We start from the raw sequence: 16373 nt of genomic DNA on the forward strand, positions 1-16373 counted from the left end.
CGTGACGTCACGCAGCTATCGATAGTTGACGAACTGCAGCGCGACGTCGAGGTCGGCGCCCTTGAGCAGCGCGATGACGGCCTGCAGATCGTCGCGCTTCTTGGAGCTGACGCGAACCTCCTCGCCCTGGATCTGGGCCTTGACGCCCTTGGGGCCCTCGTCGCGGATGAGCTTGGTGATCTTCTTCGCGTCCTCGCTGGAGATGCCCTGCTTGAGGCTGCCCGTCACACGGTAGGTCTTGCCGCTGGCCTGCGGGTCGCCCGCGTCGAAGGCCTTCATCGAGATGTCGCGGCGCACCAGCTTCTCGGTGAAGACGTCGACGGCGGCCTTCACGCGCTCCTCGGTGGAGGAGACGATCTCGATGACCTCGTCGCCCTTCCACGCGATCGTGGTGTCGGTGCCGCGGAAGTCGAAGCGAGTCGACAGCTCCTTGGCGGCCTGGTTGAGTGCGTTGTCGACTTCCTGGCGATCGACCTTGCTGACGACGTCGAACGATGAATCCGCCATGGGACCGCTCCCTCCCTCGTGGTGTTCGTGCTCGGCTCCATCTTGGCCGCTCGCCGCTCGGTGGGGAACACCGCCCCCCACCCGCCGATTTGTGCTGGGGGAGTGTGGTCGTTGTATCCTTTCGTGCGCGCTTCAAGCGTGTGCAGCACCCCAGGCAGGTTGCCCGAGCGGCCAATGGGAGCGGACTGTAAATCCGTCGGCTAACGCCTACACAGGTTCGAATCCTGTACCTGCCACACCAGTGGAGAAGCCCTGAACCAGCCGGTTCGGGGCTTCTTTCGTCGGCGGGCCGGGAATACGCGCCGCATGCTCGGAGGTAGTAAGCGGAAGGATCCGACCGCGACCCGAGGGAGCAGCATGGACAAAGCAGCATTCGACGAGATGAACCGCAAGGTCATCGACGAGTTCCGCGCCACCGGCGGAAAGGCCGGCGGCGTGTTCGAAGGCAAACCGCTGGTACTCGTCCACCACTTCGGCGCGAAGTCCGGGACCGAGCGCATCGCACCGCTCGTCCCGCTCCTCGACGACGGCCGCGTGTACATCTTCGCCAGCAAGGGCGGCGCCGACACCAACCCCGACTGGTACCACAACCTCGTCGCCAAGCCGCAGATCACCGTCGAGCTCGGCAGCGAGACCTACCAAGCGACCGCCCGTGTCCTTGAGGGCGCCGAACGCGACGAGATCTACGCCAAGCAGGTCGAGGCTGAGCCGCAGTTCGGTGAGTATCAGCGCAACACCGAGCGTGTCATCCCCGTGGTCGAACTGGTCCGCGCCGGCTAGCGGTCAGACCTGGCGGGTCTCGTCGTCCGCCAGCTCGATGCGAATCAGCTGACCCGGCTGATAGGTCAGCTGGTACAGCGCGCCGTCGGGGCCCTCGGCCAGGACGACGGTGGCACCGGCGTCCGGGTCGAAGGTGTGCACGTCGCCGCACGCGGAGTAGTCCGGCGCGCACGTCAGCGTCTTGATCCACCCCTTGACGGTGTCGGCGATGAACACCTGCCCCTGGTGCACGGCGATCGACGTGATCGCCGCCCCGCCGTCGCGGGGGTAACTGAAGATCGGGTCGGTCTTGCCTGAGCAGCTGCTGGTGCACGGCCCCTCGGAGCTCGGCCAGCCGTAGTTGCCGCCCGCGGTGATCTTGTTGACCTCCTCGAACGCTGCGTTGCCGACGTCGGCGACCAGCAGCTCACCGGTGGGGGTGAATGTCAGGCGGAACGGGTTACGCAGGCCGTAGGCGTAGATCAGCGAGCGCGAGCCGTTGATCAACGGGTTGTCGTCGGGGACGGTGCCGTCGGTGTTCAGGCGCAGGATCTTGCCGTGAATGTTGCTCAGCGTCTGCGCATTCGAGCCGGTGGCGTTGTCGCCGACACCCCAGTACAGCTTGCCGTCCGGACCGAAATCGAGGGCGCCACCATGGTGATTCGGTGCCGCCGTCAGCGTCGACACCACCAAGACATCGTCGATGGTGGCCGTGTTGCCGTTGACGAGCAACCGCGACAACGTATTCCGTGTCGTCTCGGCGTCGATATAGGCCACATAGATCCGGCCGTTGGTCGCGAAGTCCGGGTCCACGGCGAGGCCGGCGATACCGCGCTCGACCTCCGTGCGCACGGCCAGGGTGATGAGCGGATCGTCGCGCACCACCCCGTTCTCCACGACCCGGATCGTTCCCGCCTTCTCCGCGACCAGGATTCGGCCGTCGGGCAGGAACCGGAAGTCGACCGGTGAGTTCAGGCCGGAGACGACGGTGGCCCGTTCGTACCCGATGAAGACGGTCTCGGTGGTGCGGTGACCGCTGTTGCCGAGCAGGCCGAACGTGAACAAGTTCAACAGCCCGGCGGCGCCGTGGACGTGGAAACCGCTGCGCGCGTCGCTGACGGTGACCTGGAACGAGTCCTGGCCGTTGTACGAAGCGCCGGGGGTGTAGAGGAACGTCCCGTCCGAGTCGATGGTGACGGTGCCGTGTTCCGGCCGGGTGGCCGTGTAGGTCAGCCGCGTCGAATCGGGATCGTCGGGATGCAGGTTGCCGACGACTTTGCCCTCGATGACGGCGTCCTCGGCCGGGTTGTGGTCGATCGTCGGCGTCTTGTTGGAGAAGAGGCGTTCAAAGAAGCTGGGTTCGTCGGGTTCCGCCGCGGCAGCGAGGCTCTGCGTCGAATCCGTCTCGTCGTCCGCGTCCTGCGACCTCGACGAGGTACCCCCGGTCTCTGCCTCGGCGGCGGCGTCGGCCTCGTCCTCGACGGCCTCCTCGAGGTCCGCGTCGACATCCTCGCCATCGCTGGAGTCCGTCCCAGCGTCTTCTGCCGCGTCGGTATCTGACGATTCCTCGGACTCCGAGGAGTCCTCGGAGTCGGCCGCCGGACCGCTGTTCGCCGCTGTCCCTGAGGACGCCGAAGCCGGTGACGACGTAGCCGACGACGCCGACGATGCCGAAGCCGACGATGCCGAAGCCGACGATGCCGAAGCCGACGACGACCCAGCGTCGGTCGTGTCGGCCGACGCGACCGCCGTCCCGGTCATGACCGCGGCGCCGACTCCGAGCGCGAAAGCCAAGCCGCCGACCCGGCCGACGTAGCGGGCGTATCCGCTCGACGTCCGGTCTTTGCCTGCGATGGCCGGTGATCCCCCCATGTCGCCTCCTTGCGAACAGGACACCGCGTCGCCCCACCGTGGGCGCCCGCTCGATGTCCGTGGCGGGGCAAACACTATTTGGGACGCTTACCCTTGCGCAACGTTTTCGCTGCCGCGGTCAGGATTACGTCATTGCGCAGGCGGCGCGGGGTGACCCGTCGCAGGCCCGGCGAGGTTCCGACCGGCAGCCCGAATTTGATATTGATCCGCGTCGTCGCGCTGAAGAGGACCGCGGCAGCCTGTCGCGACGGATTTCGCGGGCACGCCGTGCGATGGTGCCAAATGCCAGCGTGCAGACGGCGCGCGACGCTGGTCTGTCGTTTGCTTTGCATCTGTGACGGTTTTGCCGATACGGACTTTCAGCAAACAGTGTGGCCGTACACTCGGCTGACCGGAGAGCGGGGCGAAGAGGCCACGCAGGTCGAAGGGGGACTGACATGGGGATGCTTTCGCGCGGCAAGCATCGGGCGACACGTTCGGGGCGTCGGCGTACTGCCGCGATGTCGGCGACCGTGTCCGCGGGGGTCGCACTCGCCGGCGCCGCGGTGATCGGGGTGGCACCCACGCTCTCGGTCAGTCCTGCGCTGACGGCGTCGCTGCACTACCTGCGGGGGACGAACATCGGCGGGGTCACGACCGAGCAGCAGTATCAGGACTTCATCACCCAGATGGTCGCCGGAACCGGAGTCACACCGCCGGACTCTCCGTACGTCATCGTGCCCTACAACGCCGGGTTCCGGCCGTTCTCCCATGGTGGCTTCGGTGACCTCACGTACAACGACTCGGTCCAGCAGGGCGCCGACCTGCTCGACGAGCAGGGGCTCAGCGCCGGCGACATCATCTTCGGCTACTCGCAGGGGGCGGTGGCGGCGTCGGTGTACAAGGCGACCCACACCGGGAACACCTACATCCTGGTCGAGAACCCCAGTCGCCCCAACGGCGGTATCCTGCAACGGTTCAAGGGCCTCACCATTCCGTTCATCGATGTCACGTTCGGGGGAGCGACGCCGAACAACGGCGACCCCACCTATGACATCTCTCGCCAGTACGACGGCTGGTCGGACTTCCCTGCCTACCTGTGGAATCCGATAGCGGTGGCCAACGCGGTGATGGGGATCCTGTTGATCCACAGCTCGGCGCAGACCGAACTGACCGCCGAAGACCTCGAAGCGGCCGAAGCGTCGGGCGATCCCGACTACTACCAGTACGACGCCGACTCGAATACGCACTACTACGTCATCAAGACCTACCCGATTCCGCTGCTGATGCCCTTGGACTGGCTTCTGTCCGACCCCGTCATGGCCGCGTTGGATGCACCGCTGCGTCGGTTCATCGAAACTGCCTACGACAGAACTGATTACAGCGTTCCGACGACGGCGAAGTTCTTCAAGCCGTGGACGTCGACGACCGCCGTGGACACCGAGGTGCCCGACGTGCAACGAGCGGCCGCACCCAGCGCGGACGACGCCGAGGTCGACGGCTCACCGGTCGGCGACTCCGACGGGGCCGAGACGTCGGACGGGGGACCGGCCGACACCGAGTCGACCGACCCTGCCCAGACAGACGTCGGGGACTCGACAGCCGACCTGTCGGACGATGCGGCACCGGCGGATGACGCCGAGGCCGCTGACGATCTCGCGGGCGACGACGAGGTCGTCGATGACGCCGTCGACGGGGCCACCGATCAGGGCGACGAGCAGGAGGACGCCGGCGACACACCCGACCCGGCCGCCGACGAGGCTGGCGACGAGACGGGCGGCACCGAGGCGACCGGGGCCGCCGCCTAGACATCCGGCGCGACGCCGGCAAGACGATCGCGAAGCACTCTCGGACGCTTCAGCGTTGAACGGGCGGTGCACCCTGCATAGCGTCTTGAGCATGAAAACTGTGCTGATCACTGGTTGTTCGTCGGGCTATGGGCTTGCTACGGCTGAACGCTTCCTCGATGAGGGCTGGAATGTGGTGGCCACGATGCGGTCTCCGCGCGACGGAGTGCTGCCGGTGTCAGACCGGTTGCGGGTGCTGGCCCTGGATGTGACCAGACCGGAGAGCATTTCCGCAGCAGTGGATTCCGCCGGACCCATCGACGTGCTGGTCAACAACGCCGGTATCGGCGCGGTCGGGGCGTTCGAGGCCACGCCGATGGCGTTGACGCGAGAGCTGTTCGAGACCAACACGTTCGGAGTGATGGCGATGACGCAGGCGGTGATCCCGCAGATGAGAGAGCGCCGCTCCGGGGTCGTCGTCAACGTCACCTCGAGCGCCACCCTCGCGTCGATGCCTCTGGCCGCCGTCTACACCGCGAGCAAGGCTGCCATTGAGGGGTTCACCGGGTCGCTGGCCCTCGAGCTGGGATTCTTCGGCGTGCGCGCCACGTTGGTCGAGCCGGGTTACGGCCCGTCGACGCAATTCGCCAGCAACGGCAGCGGACGGATGGCGGGTCTGATCCCCCCGGAGTACGAGCCGTTCGCGGCGCCCGTCTTCGCGGGGTTCGGGACGCCCGGGGCGGTCACCACCCCGGGCGACGTCGCCGACGTCGTCTATCAGGCAGCCACCGACACGTCGGATCGGCTCCGATTCGCTGCCGGGGCCGACGCGGTCGCGTTGGTGCGCTGAGTCAGCGGTTCCAGTGGTGGTGGTGATGACGGTGGCGGTGGCTCCATGCGGTGACAGTCGGGTTGTGTGCGGTGGTGTCCGGGGTCGACACGATGGCGTGGCTGCCGTTGGTGGACGTCACGGTGGTCTTGGCCGACGCCGTGCCCGCCATGCCGAGTCCTGCGGACAGGATGGCGGCGGACATCAGGGGCAGCGCGAGGATGCGGGTGAAGGTCTTCATGGTGGATCTCCCTGTCTGTGAACGATTTTCGTTCTGTTTTCCGGTGTTCCGGCGATGACTCAAGAGTGCCCTGATTCGGGTCGGGAGTCTGTCCGTCGACCGGTGGATGCACCGGAGGATTGCGTTGTCCCCCGATCGGGGGAACAGGCGCTAGCGTCTGCGGTGTGGGCGAGCCGGATCCGATGGATGTACTGATGTCGCTCCTGCGCCCGGAGGCGGTGCTGTCGAAGGTCATCACCGGGGGTGGCCAGTGGAGTGTGCGCAAACCCCGCTACGGCGACCCGGCCTTCTGCCTGATGCTCGATGGCTCGTGTCTGCTCGACGCCGACGGGCTGGACGGCATCGAGTTGCGGCGCGGCGACTTCCTGCTTCTGCCGTCGATGCCCGGGTTCACGCTGAGCGGCAGCCGGGACGCCGCACCCGTGTTCACCCCGCTGGATCCCGACCGTCACACCCGCCACGGCTGCGCCTCGGCGCCCGTCACCATGCGGATGCTCGGCGGCTACTTCCGCTTCGACCCCGCCCACGCGTCTCTGCTGGTGGCACTGCTGCCCCCGGTCATCCACGTGCGCGCCGACGACAGCGGCGCCTCGCGGCTGAGCAGGCTCGTGGAACTGATCGTCGAGGAAGCCGATACCGACGGTCTGTGCCGTGACGTCATCCTCCAGAGGCTCGTCGAGGTGCTTCTGATCGAGGCGGTGCGGGTGCACGCGGGGGCGCTGAGGGACGGGCGCCATCAGCACGGATTGATCGCCGGCCTGGCCGATCCTGTGCTCGCGTCCGCGCTGCGCGAGTTGCACGCCGACGTCGCCCACGCCTGGACCGTGGAAGGCCTGGCCCGTGCCGCATCGGTGTCGAGGGCGGTGTTCGCCCAGCGATTCACGCGGATCGTCGGGCTGCCGCCGATGCAGTACCTGCTGGAATGGCGGGTGGCGCAGGCCAAGGACCTGCTGCGTGCAGGACAGCTCTCGATCGCGCAGATCGCCCAGCGGGTCGGGTATCACTCTTCGACCGCGTTCACCACGGCCTTCACCAGGGTGACCGGATGCCCGCCGACGGAGTTCGCCCGGTCCTACCGACAGGGCGCCGACGATCCCGCTGTCGTCGTCTCTGCGTAACCCCCGAGGTGTGGGATTCGTTACGCCGTGGAGCGATTTCTCAGGCAGAAACCCCAGCTCCGAAGCGGTGCGTCCCGGGTGGGGCGGTTGACCGGCTGTGCCGCGGCGGCCCCGCGCGGTAGGGTCGGCTGCTAGTCGCAGGGAGATTGGTAGCACGTCATGGACCTCGTACTCGGTTTGTCGATGACCTCGTCATCGGTGCGCTGGGTCCTCGTCGACGCCGCGGCGGGCGAGGAGAGCGTCACCGTCGACCGCGGCTCCCTGTATGTCGGTGACAGCGTGGACGCCGAGATGCTCCTCGACGAGCTTCTCGATCGGGCCGCCCCGCGCGCCGTCGATGCAATAGGCGTCACCTGGACCGCCGACTCCGAATTCACCGCCAACACCGTGTGGCAGGCTCTCACCGACCGCGGTATCGAGAACGTCATCGCGGTGTCCGATGTCGAGGCCGCCGAGGCGTTGGCCTGCGGGATCGCCGACATCGCCGGTTGTGAACGCCTGGTGGTCTGCGTCGCCGAGCCCGGCGCCTCGGTGGTCGCCGCCGTCACGCCCGACGGCATCACCGCGGACCGGGTCCACGCCTCCGCGCTGGCCGACGTCGATGGTCATCGGCCTGACGCGGTCTTCGTGCTCGGTTCGGGCGACGTCGCCACCGCGGTCGCGGCGCTGGAGCAGCGGCTCAAGGTCCCCGTGATCTCGGCCGACGAAGCGGACCTCGCGCTGGCCCGGGGCGCGGCGCTGGCGTCCGCGTCGGCGGTGACGCTGCTCGACGCCCAGGAGGAGTCCGGCCGGCGCAGGCTGAGCCCGACCGCAGCGGTGGCCGCGGTGCTGGCCGCGGCGGTCGTGACGTTCGTCGTGTCATTGTCCGTGGCCCTGGGTATGACGCTGACTCCCGAGGATCCGGCACCGGAGATGGCCCGCTCGGTGACCGAGCAGGCTCCGGAAGCCGCGCCGACACCCAGGCCCGTCAAGGCCGCCCCGCCCGAGCCCGAGCAGGCCCCGCCGCCGCCTCCGCCGGTAGCCGAACCGGTCGCGGTCGCGATCCCGGCACCCGAGGCCGTCGAGGTGCCGGCCCCGGAAGCGCCGGCTCCCGTCTACGACGAGCCGCTGGCCCCGGCGCCGGTCGCACCTCCTGCGCCCGCCTACGTCCCCCCGCCGCCGCCGGCGAACTACCTGCCGCCCGCGCCGGCCTACGTCCCGCCGGCCCCGCCGCCCGTCCAGGCGCCCCCGGTGCCCCCGACGCTCGGCACGGTGCAGCAACCCGTGCAGCAGCCTCGGTTGCGCGACCGGATCATCGAGCGCATCCCGATCATCAACAGGTTCCACGAACCCCCGTACTGACCTTTTCCGCGGAGGTCAGCGGGATACGACATTGCGCAGTGGTTCCCCGCGCGCGAGCCGCCCGATGTTGGCGGCGACATCATCGGCCCGACCGGCGAAGGTGTCCCGGGTGACCCCCGACGAGTGCGGTGTCATCAGAATGTTGGGCAGCGTCTCGAACGGCAATTCGCTCGGCGTACAACCTGTTCCGTCGACGGGGTATCGGTACCACACGTCGATCGCGGCGCCCTTGATGGTTCCGGCGGCCAGTGCGTCGTACAGCGCGCGCTCTTCCACCAGTCGGCCGCGGCCGACGTTGATCAGCACCCCGTCCGGGCCGAGAGCCTTCAGTTGCGCGCCGCCGATCATGCCTTCGGTGTGGCGGTTGAGCGGCGCGGACACCACGACCACGTCGCATTCGCGCATCAGGGTCTCGAGCCGGCTGGTGTCGCCCACCCACTGCAGTCCGTGCTGCTCGGCCACTTTGCCCGAACCGGTGACCGCGGCGGCCGTACATCCGAACGCCTGCAACAGCTTCCAGGAGTACTGGCCGATATGGCCGAACCCGACGAAGCCGATGTGCGCATCTCCCAGCGTCGGAATCTGCGGAATCGAGCTGTCGTAGACCGAGGTCGCCCAGACACCGTCGCGCAGCCGCGAGTCCTGGGTCAGGAACCCGCGGTGCAGCATGACCGCAGCGCCTACCACGTACTCGGCGATCGAGCGTTCGTGGTGGAAGGTGTTGGCCACCAACACGTCCTGAGGCAGCGCGGCGAAGTCGATCTTGTCGGTGCCTGCCGCGGCGGGGTGAACCAGCCGCAATGTGCGTGCGATACCGGCCATGTCGGCGGTGAACCGGGAACCGACGAAGACCTCGGCGTCGCGCAGCTCGTCGTCCGGCGCGCCGCCGACATGCCACCGCACCTCGGACCCGGGCGGCAGCCCCGCTTCGAGGCGATCGCGGTGGGGCGCCAGGTTCGGGTCGATCACAACGATTTTCAACGTCAGCCTCGGTTCAGGGCGGGGCGCTTGCTGTCGAAGGTCCAGCCGGGAATCAGGTACTGCATGGCGACCGAGTCGTCCCGGCTGCCGAGCCCTTCCTTCTGGTACAGCGCGTGAGCGGCGGCGACGGCCGACTCGTCGATCTGCACCCCGAGACCGGGGGCGTCCGGGACACTCAGGTAGCCGTCGACGATCTGGTACGGGTTCGTGGTGATCGCCTGACCGTCCTGCCAGATCCAGTGCGTGTCGATGGCGGTGATGTCTCCCGGCGCGGCGGCCGCGACGTGGGTGAACATCGCCAGGGACACGTCGAAGTGGTTGTTGGAGTGCGAGCCCCACGTCAGACCCCACGCGTCGCAGAGCTGGGCGACGCGCACCGAGCCGGCCATCGTCCAGAAGTGCGGATCGGCCAGCGGGATGTCGACGGCACCTGATCTGATGGCGTGGCCCATCTCCCGCCAGTCCGTGGCGATCATGTTGGTGGCGGTCGGTAACCCGGTGGCGCGCTTGAACTCGGCCATGACCTCCCGGCCGGAGAAGCCGCCTTCGGGACCGACCGGATCTTCGGCATAGGCCAGTACGTCGCGCAACTCGCGGCATGTCGTGATCGCGTCGGCGAGCAGCCAGCCACCGTTGGGGTCCAGAGTGATTCGCGCGTCCGGGAAGCGGTCGGCGAGGGCGATGACGGCCTTGGCCTCGTCGGGTGCGGGCAGCACCCCACCCTTGAGCTTGAAGTCGACGAAGCCGTAGCGCGCCCGCGCGGCCTCGGCGAGCCGCACCACTGCATCTGGGGTCAGCGCCTCCTCGTGGCGGACTTTGAACCAGTCGTCGGCATCGGGGGCCTCGTCGGCCGGCGACCGGTAGGCCAGGTCGGTCCTGGTGCGGTCCCCGACGAAGAACAGATAACCGAGGGCCTGCACCCGATCACGCTGCTGACCGTCGCCGAGCAGCGCGGCGACCGGCACCTCGAGATACTGGCCGAGCAGGTCGAGGAGCGCGGATTCGACTGCGGTGACGGCATGTACGGTGACGCGCAGGTCGAAGGTCTGCGCCCCGCGGCCGCCGGCGTCGCGGTCGGCGAATGCGCGGCGGATATCGCCCAGGACGGCGTGGTAGTCGCCGATGCCGCGGCCGACGATGAGAGAGCGGGCGTCCTCCAGCGTCGTGCGGATCGGTTCGCCGCCGGGCACCTCGCCGACCCCGGTGTTGCCCGCGGAGTCCTGCAGGATGACGAGATTGCGGGTGAAGAACGGGCCGTGCGCGCCGGACAGGTTCATCAGCATGCTGTCGTGGCCGGCGACGGGGACGACGGTCACGTCGGTGACTGTCGGTGTCGTGCGGGGTGTCTGCCTGCTCATGGGAGTTCCTTCCGATCTGGGATCATGACGCGAACCACCTGTCACCGTTCGCCAAGGGGCGCACCACACGGGACACTTTGTCCCCCATGGTGCGCAGCGCGTCGACGATGTCGCGTTCACGTTGTGGGTCGAGGCGGTCCAGCGGGACCGACGCACTGATCGCATCCTGCGCGGGCCTGCAGTAGCGCAGCGGCACCGCAAAGCACCGCAGGCCGAGGGTGTTCTCCTCGTCGTCGCAGGCGTATCCGCGTACGCGCACCTCGTCGAGGGCGTGGTCGAGGTCGGCACGGTCGGTGAGGGTGTGCGGCGTCAGCGGTGTCAGCGCGGCCGGAATGTGTTCGTCGCGTTGGGTTCCGAACCGCTCGGCGAGCAGGGCCTTGCCCAGCGATGTCGTGTAGGCGGGCAGGCGCCGGCCGACCCGGTTCGACGTCCGGGTGTACTGCGTCGATTCCCGGGTGGCCAGATAGACGATGTCGGTGCCGTCGAGTCGACCGAGGTGGAAAGTCTCGTCCAGATCGGCGCGCAGCTCCTCCAGGAACGGCGTGATCAGCGGCAGGTACGGGTCGTTGTCCAGGTAGCTCGTACCGACCAGCAGCGCCCGTATCCCGATGCCGTACAACGTTCCCGACGCATCGCTGCGCACCCAGCCCTGACAGACCAGCGTCCGCAGCAACGCGTGGGCGCTGCTGCGCGGCATGTCCAGTGCGTCGCTGATCTCGCGCAGGCGGGCGGGTTCGTCGTGCCGGGCGGCCAGGTACTCCAGCAGTTCCACGGTGCGCACCGCCGACTTCACCTTGCGCACAGAGAGGTCGGGGTCGGTCACCGTGCACTCCTCAGATCGACAGCAGTTCCCTGGCGATGAGGACGACCGCACCGGCCGCCGACACCCCGATCGCCAGCCAGCGCAGCCGGGCGGGGTTCAGATGCTTGTTCAGCACGTTCGACAACAGATAGCCCACGATGGCGGCCGGTGCCAGCACCGCGAACCCCCACCAGGTGTGCTGGTTCACCGCCCCGGTGATCCCGAGCACCACCAGCGACATCAGCGAACCGATCAGGAAGAAGCCCCCCATGGTGCCGCGCAGTTGCGCGCCGCTGCTGCGCTGCCAGATCAGTGCCATCGGCGGCCCACCGATGGCGGTCGCGGTGCCCAGTAGTCCCGATGCCGCACCTGCTGCCACGACGTTGCGCCGGCGCGGGGCCGGCACCCAGCCGCTGCTGGTCAGCAGCACCCCACCCAGCACCACGCCGGCCAGCAGCAGGGACAGTGCGCGGTGCGGAAGTGCCGCCAGCAGAAGCGCTCCCGCGATGGTGCCGGGCACGCGGCCCACCAGGGCCCAACCCGTCCCGTGCAGATCGATCGCCTCGCGCTCGCGCACCACCACGATCAGTGTCACCAGTGTGGCCACCATGATCAGCGTGCCGGGGATCAACTGCGGGTCGACCAGTGCCACGATCGGTGCCGCGAACATCCCGATGCCGAACCCGATCGAGGACTGCAGCGCCGAGGCCAGCAGCACAGCGACGGCGAGGATGCAGTACTCCGTGACGCTCATACCGCCACGGTTTCACGTCCACTCCCCTCCAGTAGAAGCGGATGGTGGCACAGCGCAGCGTGGTCGGCTGCTTCGGGATCCACGGCGACGGGCGGCGTCGTCGTGGCGCAGACGTCGGTGGCCTTCCAGCATCGGGTGCGGAACCGGCACCCAGACGGCGGGTTGATCGGCGAGGGCACCTCGCCCTTGAGCAGGATGCGCTGCCGGCGCTGCTCCCCGTCCAGGGTCGGGGCGGCCGACATGAGCGCCGCGGTGTAGGGATGGTTGGAGCGTTCGAAAACGCTTTCGGTGGGCCCGTTCTCGATGATGCGGCCCAGGTACATGACCGCGACGCGGTCGGCGACGTGGCGCACCACGGACAGATCGTGGGAGATGAAGATGTAGGAGATCTTCAGCTGCTCCTGCAGGTCGTTGAGCAGGTTGAGCACCTGCGCCTGCACCGACAGGTCGAGCGCCGACACTGGCTCGTCACAGATGATCACGTCGGGATTGAGCGCGAGTGCGCGGGCGATGCCGATGCGTTGACGCTGGCCACCGGAGAATTCCTGCGGATACTTGCCCGCGGCCTTGGCGCCGAGCCCCACGAGATCGAGCAGACCACGCACCCGCATGTCGCGGTCCTGGCGGTTCTGCACGATGCCTTTGTGGCTGAGCCACGGCTCGGCGATGATCTCGGCCGCCGACATCCGCGAGTTCAGCGACGCATACGGATCCTGGAACACCATCTGGACCCGGCGGCGGAACTTCAGCAGGTCCGCCCCCTTGAGGCCGAACGGGTCCACGCCGTCGAAGCGCACGCTGCCCTCGTCGGGGCGTTCCAGCATCATCAATGTGCGTGCCAGCGTCGATTTTCCGCACCCGGACTCTCCGACCAGGCCGAGAGTCTCGCCGCGCTTGAGATCGAGCGTGATGCCGTCGAGGGCGCACAGCTTGTTCTTGCCGGCGTGCGGAACGCGAAAACTCTTGCGGACGTCGCGGACCTCGAGCAGGGTGTCCTCCGCGTTCTTTTCCTCAAACATTGGTGACCTCTTCCGGGAAGTGGCAGGCAGCCTTGCGGACGCCGGCTGAGTCGGCACTCTGTCCGGAGCCGACATCGGCCAGGGCGGGCCGGGTGGTCCGGCACACGTCGGCGGCCAGCGGGCAGCGGGCCTGGTAGACACAGCCTTCGGGGATCGAGTGCAGGTCGGGCGGGGAGCCGCCGATCGACCGGAGTGCATCGCCGCGGCGTGCGTTGACGGGCACCGAGTTCAGCAGGCCCTTGGTGTACGGGTGTTTGGGGTTGGCGAAAACCTCGGCCACCGTTCCGGTTTCGATGATGTTGCCGGCGTACATGATGGCGACCCGGTCGGCCTCCTCGGCCACCAGTGCCAGATCATGGGTGATGAGGACGACGGCCATGTGGAACTCGGAGCGCAGATCCCGCAGCAGCGCCATGATCTGGGCCTGCACGGTGACGTCGAGCGCGGTGGTCGGTTCGTCGGCGATCAGCACACTCGGGTTCAGTGCGACGGCCATCGCGATGAGCAGACGTTGACGCATGCCGCCGGAGAACTGGTGCGGGTAGGAGTTCAGCCGTGACTCGGGCTGAGGGATGCCGACGCGGGTCATGAGGTCGATGGCCTTGCGCTTGGCGTCCTTGGCGCTCATCCCGTGATGGATCCGGAAAGGCTCTGCGAGTTGAGTTCCGACGGTATAGAGCGGGTTGAGCGCGGTCAGCGCGTCCTGGAAGACGATCGCCAGTTCGGTGCCCGCCATCTCGCGCCGGGTCTTGCGATCGACGTTGAGCAGATCGACCGAGTCCTTCTGGCCGGTGAGCCGCGCCGACCCCGCGACGATGTCGGCGACGGGCTCCAGCAGGCCGACCAGGGCGGTGGCCGTCATCGACTTGCCGCAGCCGGATTCGCCCAACAGCGCCAGTGTTTCGCCGCGGCGGGCCTGGAACGACACCCCGTTGACGGCGCGCAGGGTTCCGGTGATGGTGCGCACCTCGACGGTCAGGCCGTCGACGTCGAGCACCGGGGTGGCGTCCACCCCGTCCACGGGTACGTCGTGATCGGCGAGTGCAGTCATCCTTGATCCCTTCACGAGAGGCGCTTTCCGGTCTTGGTGAACTTCGACAGCCGTTTCTGCGGAACGGTCAGCCGCCACCGCTGCGCGGGGTCGGTCGCGATGCGTGCCCACGCGGCCAGGATGGTCGCGGACACCGTGGTGATGACGATGGCCAGGCCGGGGAAGAACGACAGCCACCAGGCGGTGTGCAGGTAGGTGCGGCCCTGGGAGACCATCAGACCCCAGCTGACGTCAGGCGGTTGGATGCCGATACCCAGGAAGCTCAGCGAGCTCTCGGCCAGCATCACGTAGCAGAAGTCGAGTGTCGCGACGGTCAGCAGCGTGGGGAGCACGATCGGCAGGACGTGACGCCAGATGATCGAGTTGGCGCTGGCCCCGAACGTGCGGGCCGCGTCGACGAACACCCGGCTCTGCAGCTCGGCCGACTCGGCGCGGGCGGTACGCAGATAGACGGGGATGCGCGTGATGGCCAGCACCAGAACGATGTTGGCGGCGCTGGGGGAGAAGACGTAGAGGACGACGACGGCCAGCAGCAGCGAAGGGAAGCTCATGATGACGTCGGCGATCCGCATCGCCACCGTCTCACGCCAGCCGCGGTAGTAACCGGCCCACATGCCGATCGCCGAGCCGACGACCGCCGAGATCACGACGGCCGGAATCGCGACTGACAGCGTGGTCTGGCACGCGACGATCAGCCGGGCCAGCATGCTGCGGCCGAGCGGGTCGGTGCCGAGCACGTTGGCCCAGCCGTGCGCGAACGTGAACGGCGCCTGGTTGGAGTTGTCGAGGTCGATCTTGGTGGCGAGGTCGCCGACGAGCATGGGTCCGAAGATCGCGGTGAGGAACACGAGCCCGAGCACGCAGGCGGCGGCTGCGGCGACGCGGTCGTTGACCAGCAGCCGGAACCACTTCGAGCTGGCGGACTTCCGCGTGCCCGCATCGTCTTCACCGACGATCGCGGTGGTGGGTTTGACCGGGACGAGGTCGATCTGAGTCATTGTGGGCCTCCTGAGGCGAACGGGAAGGGGTTCAGACCTTGGCGGGTTCCCGAACGCGTGCGTCGAGCAGCGCGTAGCAGGCGTCGATGATGATGTTGAGCAGGAAGATGCTGACCGCGGTGAGCAGCACCGCCGCCTGCAGCACGGCGAAGTCACGCTGCAGGATCGCGTCGATCATCAGCTTGCCGATGCCGGGCCAGCCGAAGATGGCCTCGACCACGACCGCGCCGTTGATGAGGCCGACCGCGAGGTCGCCGGCGACAGTCAGGGCGGGTGCTGCGGCGTTGCGCAGCGCGTGGTGGGTGACCACCCGGAAGTCGCCGGCACCCTTGCTGCGGGCCAGCCGCACGTACGGAGCCGAGAGCGCCGAGACCATCGCGCCGCGCACCACCTGCGTGAGCACTCCGAGCGGCCGGATCATCAGCGTGGCGATCGGCAGGATCCACGACAGCATGCCGGCGTCGGTCCCGGAGGTGGGCAGCCAGCCCAGTAGAACTGCGAACAGCCACACCCCGGTGATCGCGAACCAGAAGTCCGGGATGGAGGCCGCGGTCATCGACAGCAGACTGGAGAACCGGTCGGCCAGCGAATTGGGCCGGTAGGCGGCCCAGCAGCCGATCACGACGGCGGCGACGATGGCGAGCAGCATGGTGGTCAGGGCCAGCTGCAGCGTGGCGGGGAAGGCGCGCAGCGCCATCTCGGCGGCCGACTCGCCGGTGCGCAGGGATGTGCCGAAGTCGAGGTGGACGACGCCCTTGAAGTAGTCGATCAGCTGGGTGATCAGCGGATCGTTGAATCCGTTGGCGGCAGCGAATTCCGCGCGCTGCTCGGCGGTGGCCGACTCGGGCAGGTACAGGTTGGTGGGGTCGCCGGTGAGCCTGGCGAGCAGGAACACACCGAGCAGCACGATGATCAGAGGCAGTGCGCTGGAGTACATCCGGCGCCGGACGAAGGAGAACATGGGCGGGGCCTTCCTG

16 protein-coding genes and 1 tRNA gene are annotated in these 16373 nt (G+C 68.1%); 6 read left to right on the forward strand and 11 right to left on the reverse strand.

The window, feature by feature from the left end:
* Positions 1-15: 15 nt before the first annotated feature.
* Positions 16-507 carry a YajQ family cyclic di-GMP-binding protein gene (locus FHR72_RS05120; RefSeq protein WP_183466855.1) on the reverse strand — a complete coding sequence of 164 codons (492 nt, stop codon included), beginning with the start codon at positions 505-507 and terminating at the stop codon, positions 16-18.
* A gap of 153 nt (positions 508-660) precedes the next feature.
* On the opposite strand from FHR72_RS05120, the gene FHR72_RS05125 reads away from it, so the two are divergent.
* Positions 661-743 (forward strand) — tRNA-Tyr (locus tag FHR72_RS05125).
* A 121-nt stretch (positions 744-864) separates the two neighbouring features.
* Positions 865-1287, forward strand: a complete 423-nt coding sequence (locus FHR72_RS05130) for a nitroreductase/quinone reductase family protein (protein WP_183466856.1) — start codon at positions 865-867, stop codon at positions 1285-1287.
* A 3-nt stretch (positions 1288-1290) separates the two neighbouring features.
* On the opposite strand, the gene FHR72_RS05135 is transcribed toward FHR72_RS05130, so the two are convergent.
* Positions 1291-3138, reverse strand: coding sequence for a PQQ-dependent sugar dehydrogenase (locus FHR72_RS05135; protein WP_183466857.1), 1848 nt, complete (start codon positions 3136-3138; stop codon positions 1291-1293).
* A gap of 500 nt (positions 3139-3638) precedes the next feature.
* Here FHR72_RS05135 and FHR72_RS05140 point away from each other — a divergent pair, with 500 nt between their 5' ends.
* A complete protein-coding gene (locus FHR72_RS05140; RefSeq protein ID WP_260155823.1) occupies positions 3639-4925 on the forward strand; it encodes a PE-PPE domain-containing protein in 1287 nt (428 codons plus the stop codon).
* Between the two features lie 91 nt (positions 4926-5016).
* The gene (locus tag FHR72_RS05145) at positions 5017-5754 is read left to right on the forward strand and encodes an SDR family oxidoreductase (protein WP_183466859.1); all 738 of its coding nucleotides are present in this window, start codon (positions 5017-5019) and stop codon (positions 5752-5754) included.
* 1 nt (position 5755) lies between these two features.
* On the opposite strand, the gene FHR72_RS05150 is transcribed toward FHR72_RS05145, so the two are convergent.
* Entirely contained in the window at positions 5756-5974 is a 219-nt protein-coding gene (locus FHR72_RS05150; protein WP_183466860.1) for a hypothetical protein, read from the reverse strand.
* A 164-nt stretch (positions 5975-6138) separates the two neighbouring features.
* On the opposite strand from FHR72_RS05150, the gene FHR72_RS05155 reads away from it, so the two are divergent.
* Together FHR72_RS05155 and FHR72_RS05160 are read left to right on the forward strand one after the other, a co-directional pair.
* Positions 6139-7092 (forward strand): AraC family transcriptional regulator, encoded by a 954-nt coding sequence (locus FHR72_RS05155; RefSeq protein ID WP_472670595.1) that lies wholly within the window; start codon positions 6139-6141, stop codon positions 7090-7092.
* 159 nt (positions 7093-7251) lie between these two features.
* Complete coding sequence (locus FHR72_RS05160) at positions 7252-8433, forward strand: DUF7159 family protein (protein ID WP_183466861.1); 1182 nt, start codon at positions 7252-7254, stop codon at positions 8431-8433.
* 15 nt (positions 8434-8448) lie between these two features.
* Here the strand turns inward: FHR72_RS05160 and FHR72_RS05165 are convergent, their stop codons facing one another.
* From FHR72_RS05165 to FHR72_RS05200, 8 genes are read right to left on the reverse strand one after another with little or no spacing between them, the layout of a single operon-like run.
* Entirely contained in the window at positions 8449-9414 is a 966-nt protein-coding gene (locus tag FHR72_RS05165) for a 2-hydroxyacid dehydrogenase (protein WP_183466862.1), read from the reverse strand.
* 2 nt (positions 9415-9416) lie between these two features.
* Positions 9417-10772 carry an enolase C-terminal domain-like protein gene (locus FHR72_RS05170; RefSeq protein WP_183466863.1) on the reverse strand — a complete coding sequence of 452 codons (1356 nt, stop codon included), beginning with the start codon at positions 10770-10772 and terminating at the stop codon, positions 9417-9419.
* Positions 10773-10794: 22 nt separating this feature from the next.
* Entirely contained in the window at positions 10795-11595 is an 801-nt protein-coding gene (locus FHR72_RS05175) for an IclR family transcriptional regulator (protein WP_183466864.1), read from the reverse strand.
* A 10-nt stretch (positions 11596-11605) separates the two neighbouring features.
* Positions 11606-12328 (reverse strand): sulfite exporter TauE/SafE family protein, encoded by a 723-nt coding sequence (locus tag FHR72_RS05180; protein WP_183466865.1) that lies wholly within the window; start codon positions 12326-12328, stop codon positions 11606-11608.
* Positions 12325-13347, reverse strand: a complete 1023-nt coding sequence (locus FHR72_RS05185) for an ABC transporter ATP-binding protein (RefSeq protein WP_183466866.1) — start codon at positions 13345-13347, stop codon at positions 12325-12327. The genes FHR72_RS05180 and FHR72_RS05185 overlap by 4 nt, the downstream gene beginning before the upstream one ends.
* Entirely contained in the window at positions 13340-14398 is a 1059-nt protein-coding gene (locus FHR72_RS05190; protein WP_183466867.1) for an ABC transporter ATP-binding protein, read from the reverse strand. The genes FHR72_RS05185 and FHR72_RS05190 overlap by 8 nt, the downstream gene beginning before the upstream one ends.
* A gap of 11 nt (positions 14399-14409) precedes the next feature.
* Positions 14410-15396 carry an ABC transporter permease gene (locus FHR72_RS05195; RefSeq protein ID WP_183466868.1) on the reverse strand — a complete coding sequence of 329 codons (987 nt, stop codon included), beginning with the start codon at positions 15394-15396 and terminating at the stop codon, positions 14410-14412.
* A gap of 31 nt (positions 15397-15427) precedes the next feature.
* Positions 15428-16357, reverse strand: a complete 930-nt coding sequence (locus FHR72_RS05200) for an ABC transporter permease (RefSeq protein ID WP_183466869.1) — start codon at positions 16355-16357, stop codon at positions 15428-15430.
* Positions 16358-16373 lie beyond the last annotated feature (16 nt).

The sequence above is a fragment of the Mycolicibacterium iranicum genome (genome assembly GCF_014190915.1).
GTDB classification, from domain to species: domain Bacteria; phylum Actinomycetota; class Actinomycetes; order Mycobacteriales; family Mycobacteriaceae; genus Mycobacterium; species Mycobacterium iranicum_B.

What these genes read in the sequence shown, in the direction of transcription:
- FHR72_RS05170 (WP_183466863.1), bottom strand. Translation starts at nt 10,772, where the DNA reads ATGAGCAGGCAGACACCCCGCACGACACCGACAGTCACCGACGTGACC.
- FHR72_RS05185 (WP_183466866.1), bottom strand. Translation starts at nt 13,347, where the DNA reads ATGTTTGAGGAAAAGAACGCGGAGGACACCCTGCTCGAGGTCCGCGAC.
- FHR72_RS05200 (WP_183466869.1), bottom strand. Translation starts at nt 16,357, where the DNA reads ATGTTCTCCTTCGTCCGGCGCCGGATGTACTCCAGCGCACTGCCTCTG.
- FHR72_RS05150 (WP_183466860.1), bottom strand. Translation starts at nt 5,974, where the DNA reads ATGAAGACCTTCACCCGCATCCTCGCGCTGCCCCTGATGTCCGCCGCC.
- FHR72_RS05130 (WP_183466856.1), top strand. Translation starts at nt 865, where the DNA reads ATGGACAAAGCAGCATTCGACGAGATGAACCGCAAGGTCATCGACGAG.
- FHR72_RS05120 (WP_183466855.1), bottom strand. Translation starts at nt 507, where the DNA reads ATGGCGGATTCATCGTTCGACGTCGTCAGCAAGGTCGATCGCCAGGAA.
- FHR72_RS05195 (WP_183466868.1), bottom strand. Translation starts at nt 15,396, where the DNA reads ATGACTCAGATCGACCTCGTCCCGGTCAAACCCACCACCGCGATCGTC.
- FHR72_RS05180 (WP_183466865.1), bottom strand. Translation starts at nt 12,328, where the DNA reads ATGAGCGTCACGGAGTACTGCATCCTCGCCGTCGCTGTGCTGCTGGCC.
- FHR72_RS05190 (WP_183466867.1), bottom strand. Translation starts at nt 14,398, where the DNA reads ATGACTGCACTCGCCGATCACGACGTACCCGTGGACGGGGTGGACGCC.
- FHR72_RS05140 (WP_260155823.1), top strand. Translation starts at nt 3,639, where the DNA reads ATGTCGGCGACCGTGTCCGCGGGGGTCGCACTCGCCGGCGCCGCGGTG.
- FHR72_RS05145 (WP_183466859.1), top strand. Translation starts at nt 5,017, where the DNA reads ATGAAAACTGTGCTGATCACTGGTTGTTCGTCGGGCTATGGGCTTGCT.
- FHR72_RS05135 (WP_183466857.1), bottom strand. Translation starts at nt 3,138, where the DNA reads ATGGGGGGATCACCGGCCATCGCAGGCAAAGACCGGACGTCGAGCGGA.
- FHR72_RS05160 (WP_183466861.1), top strand. Translation starts at nt 7,252, where the DNA reads ATGGACCTCGTACTCGGTTTGTCGATGACCTCGTCATCGGTGCGCTGG.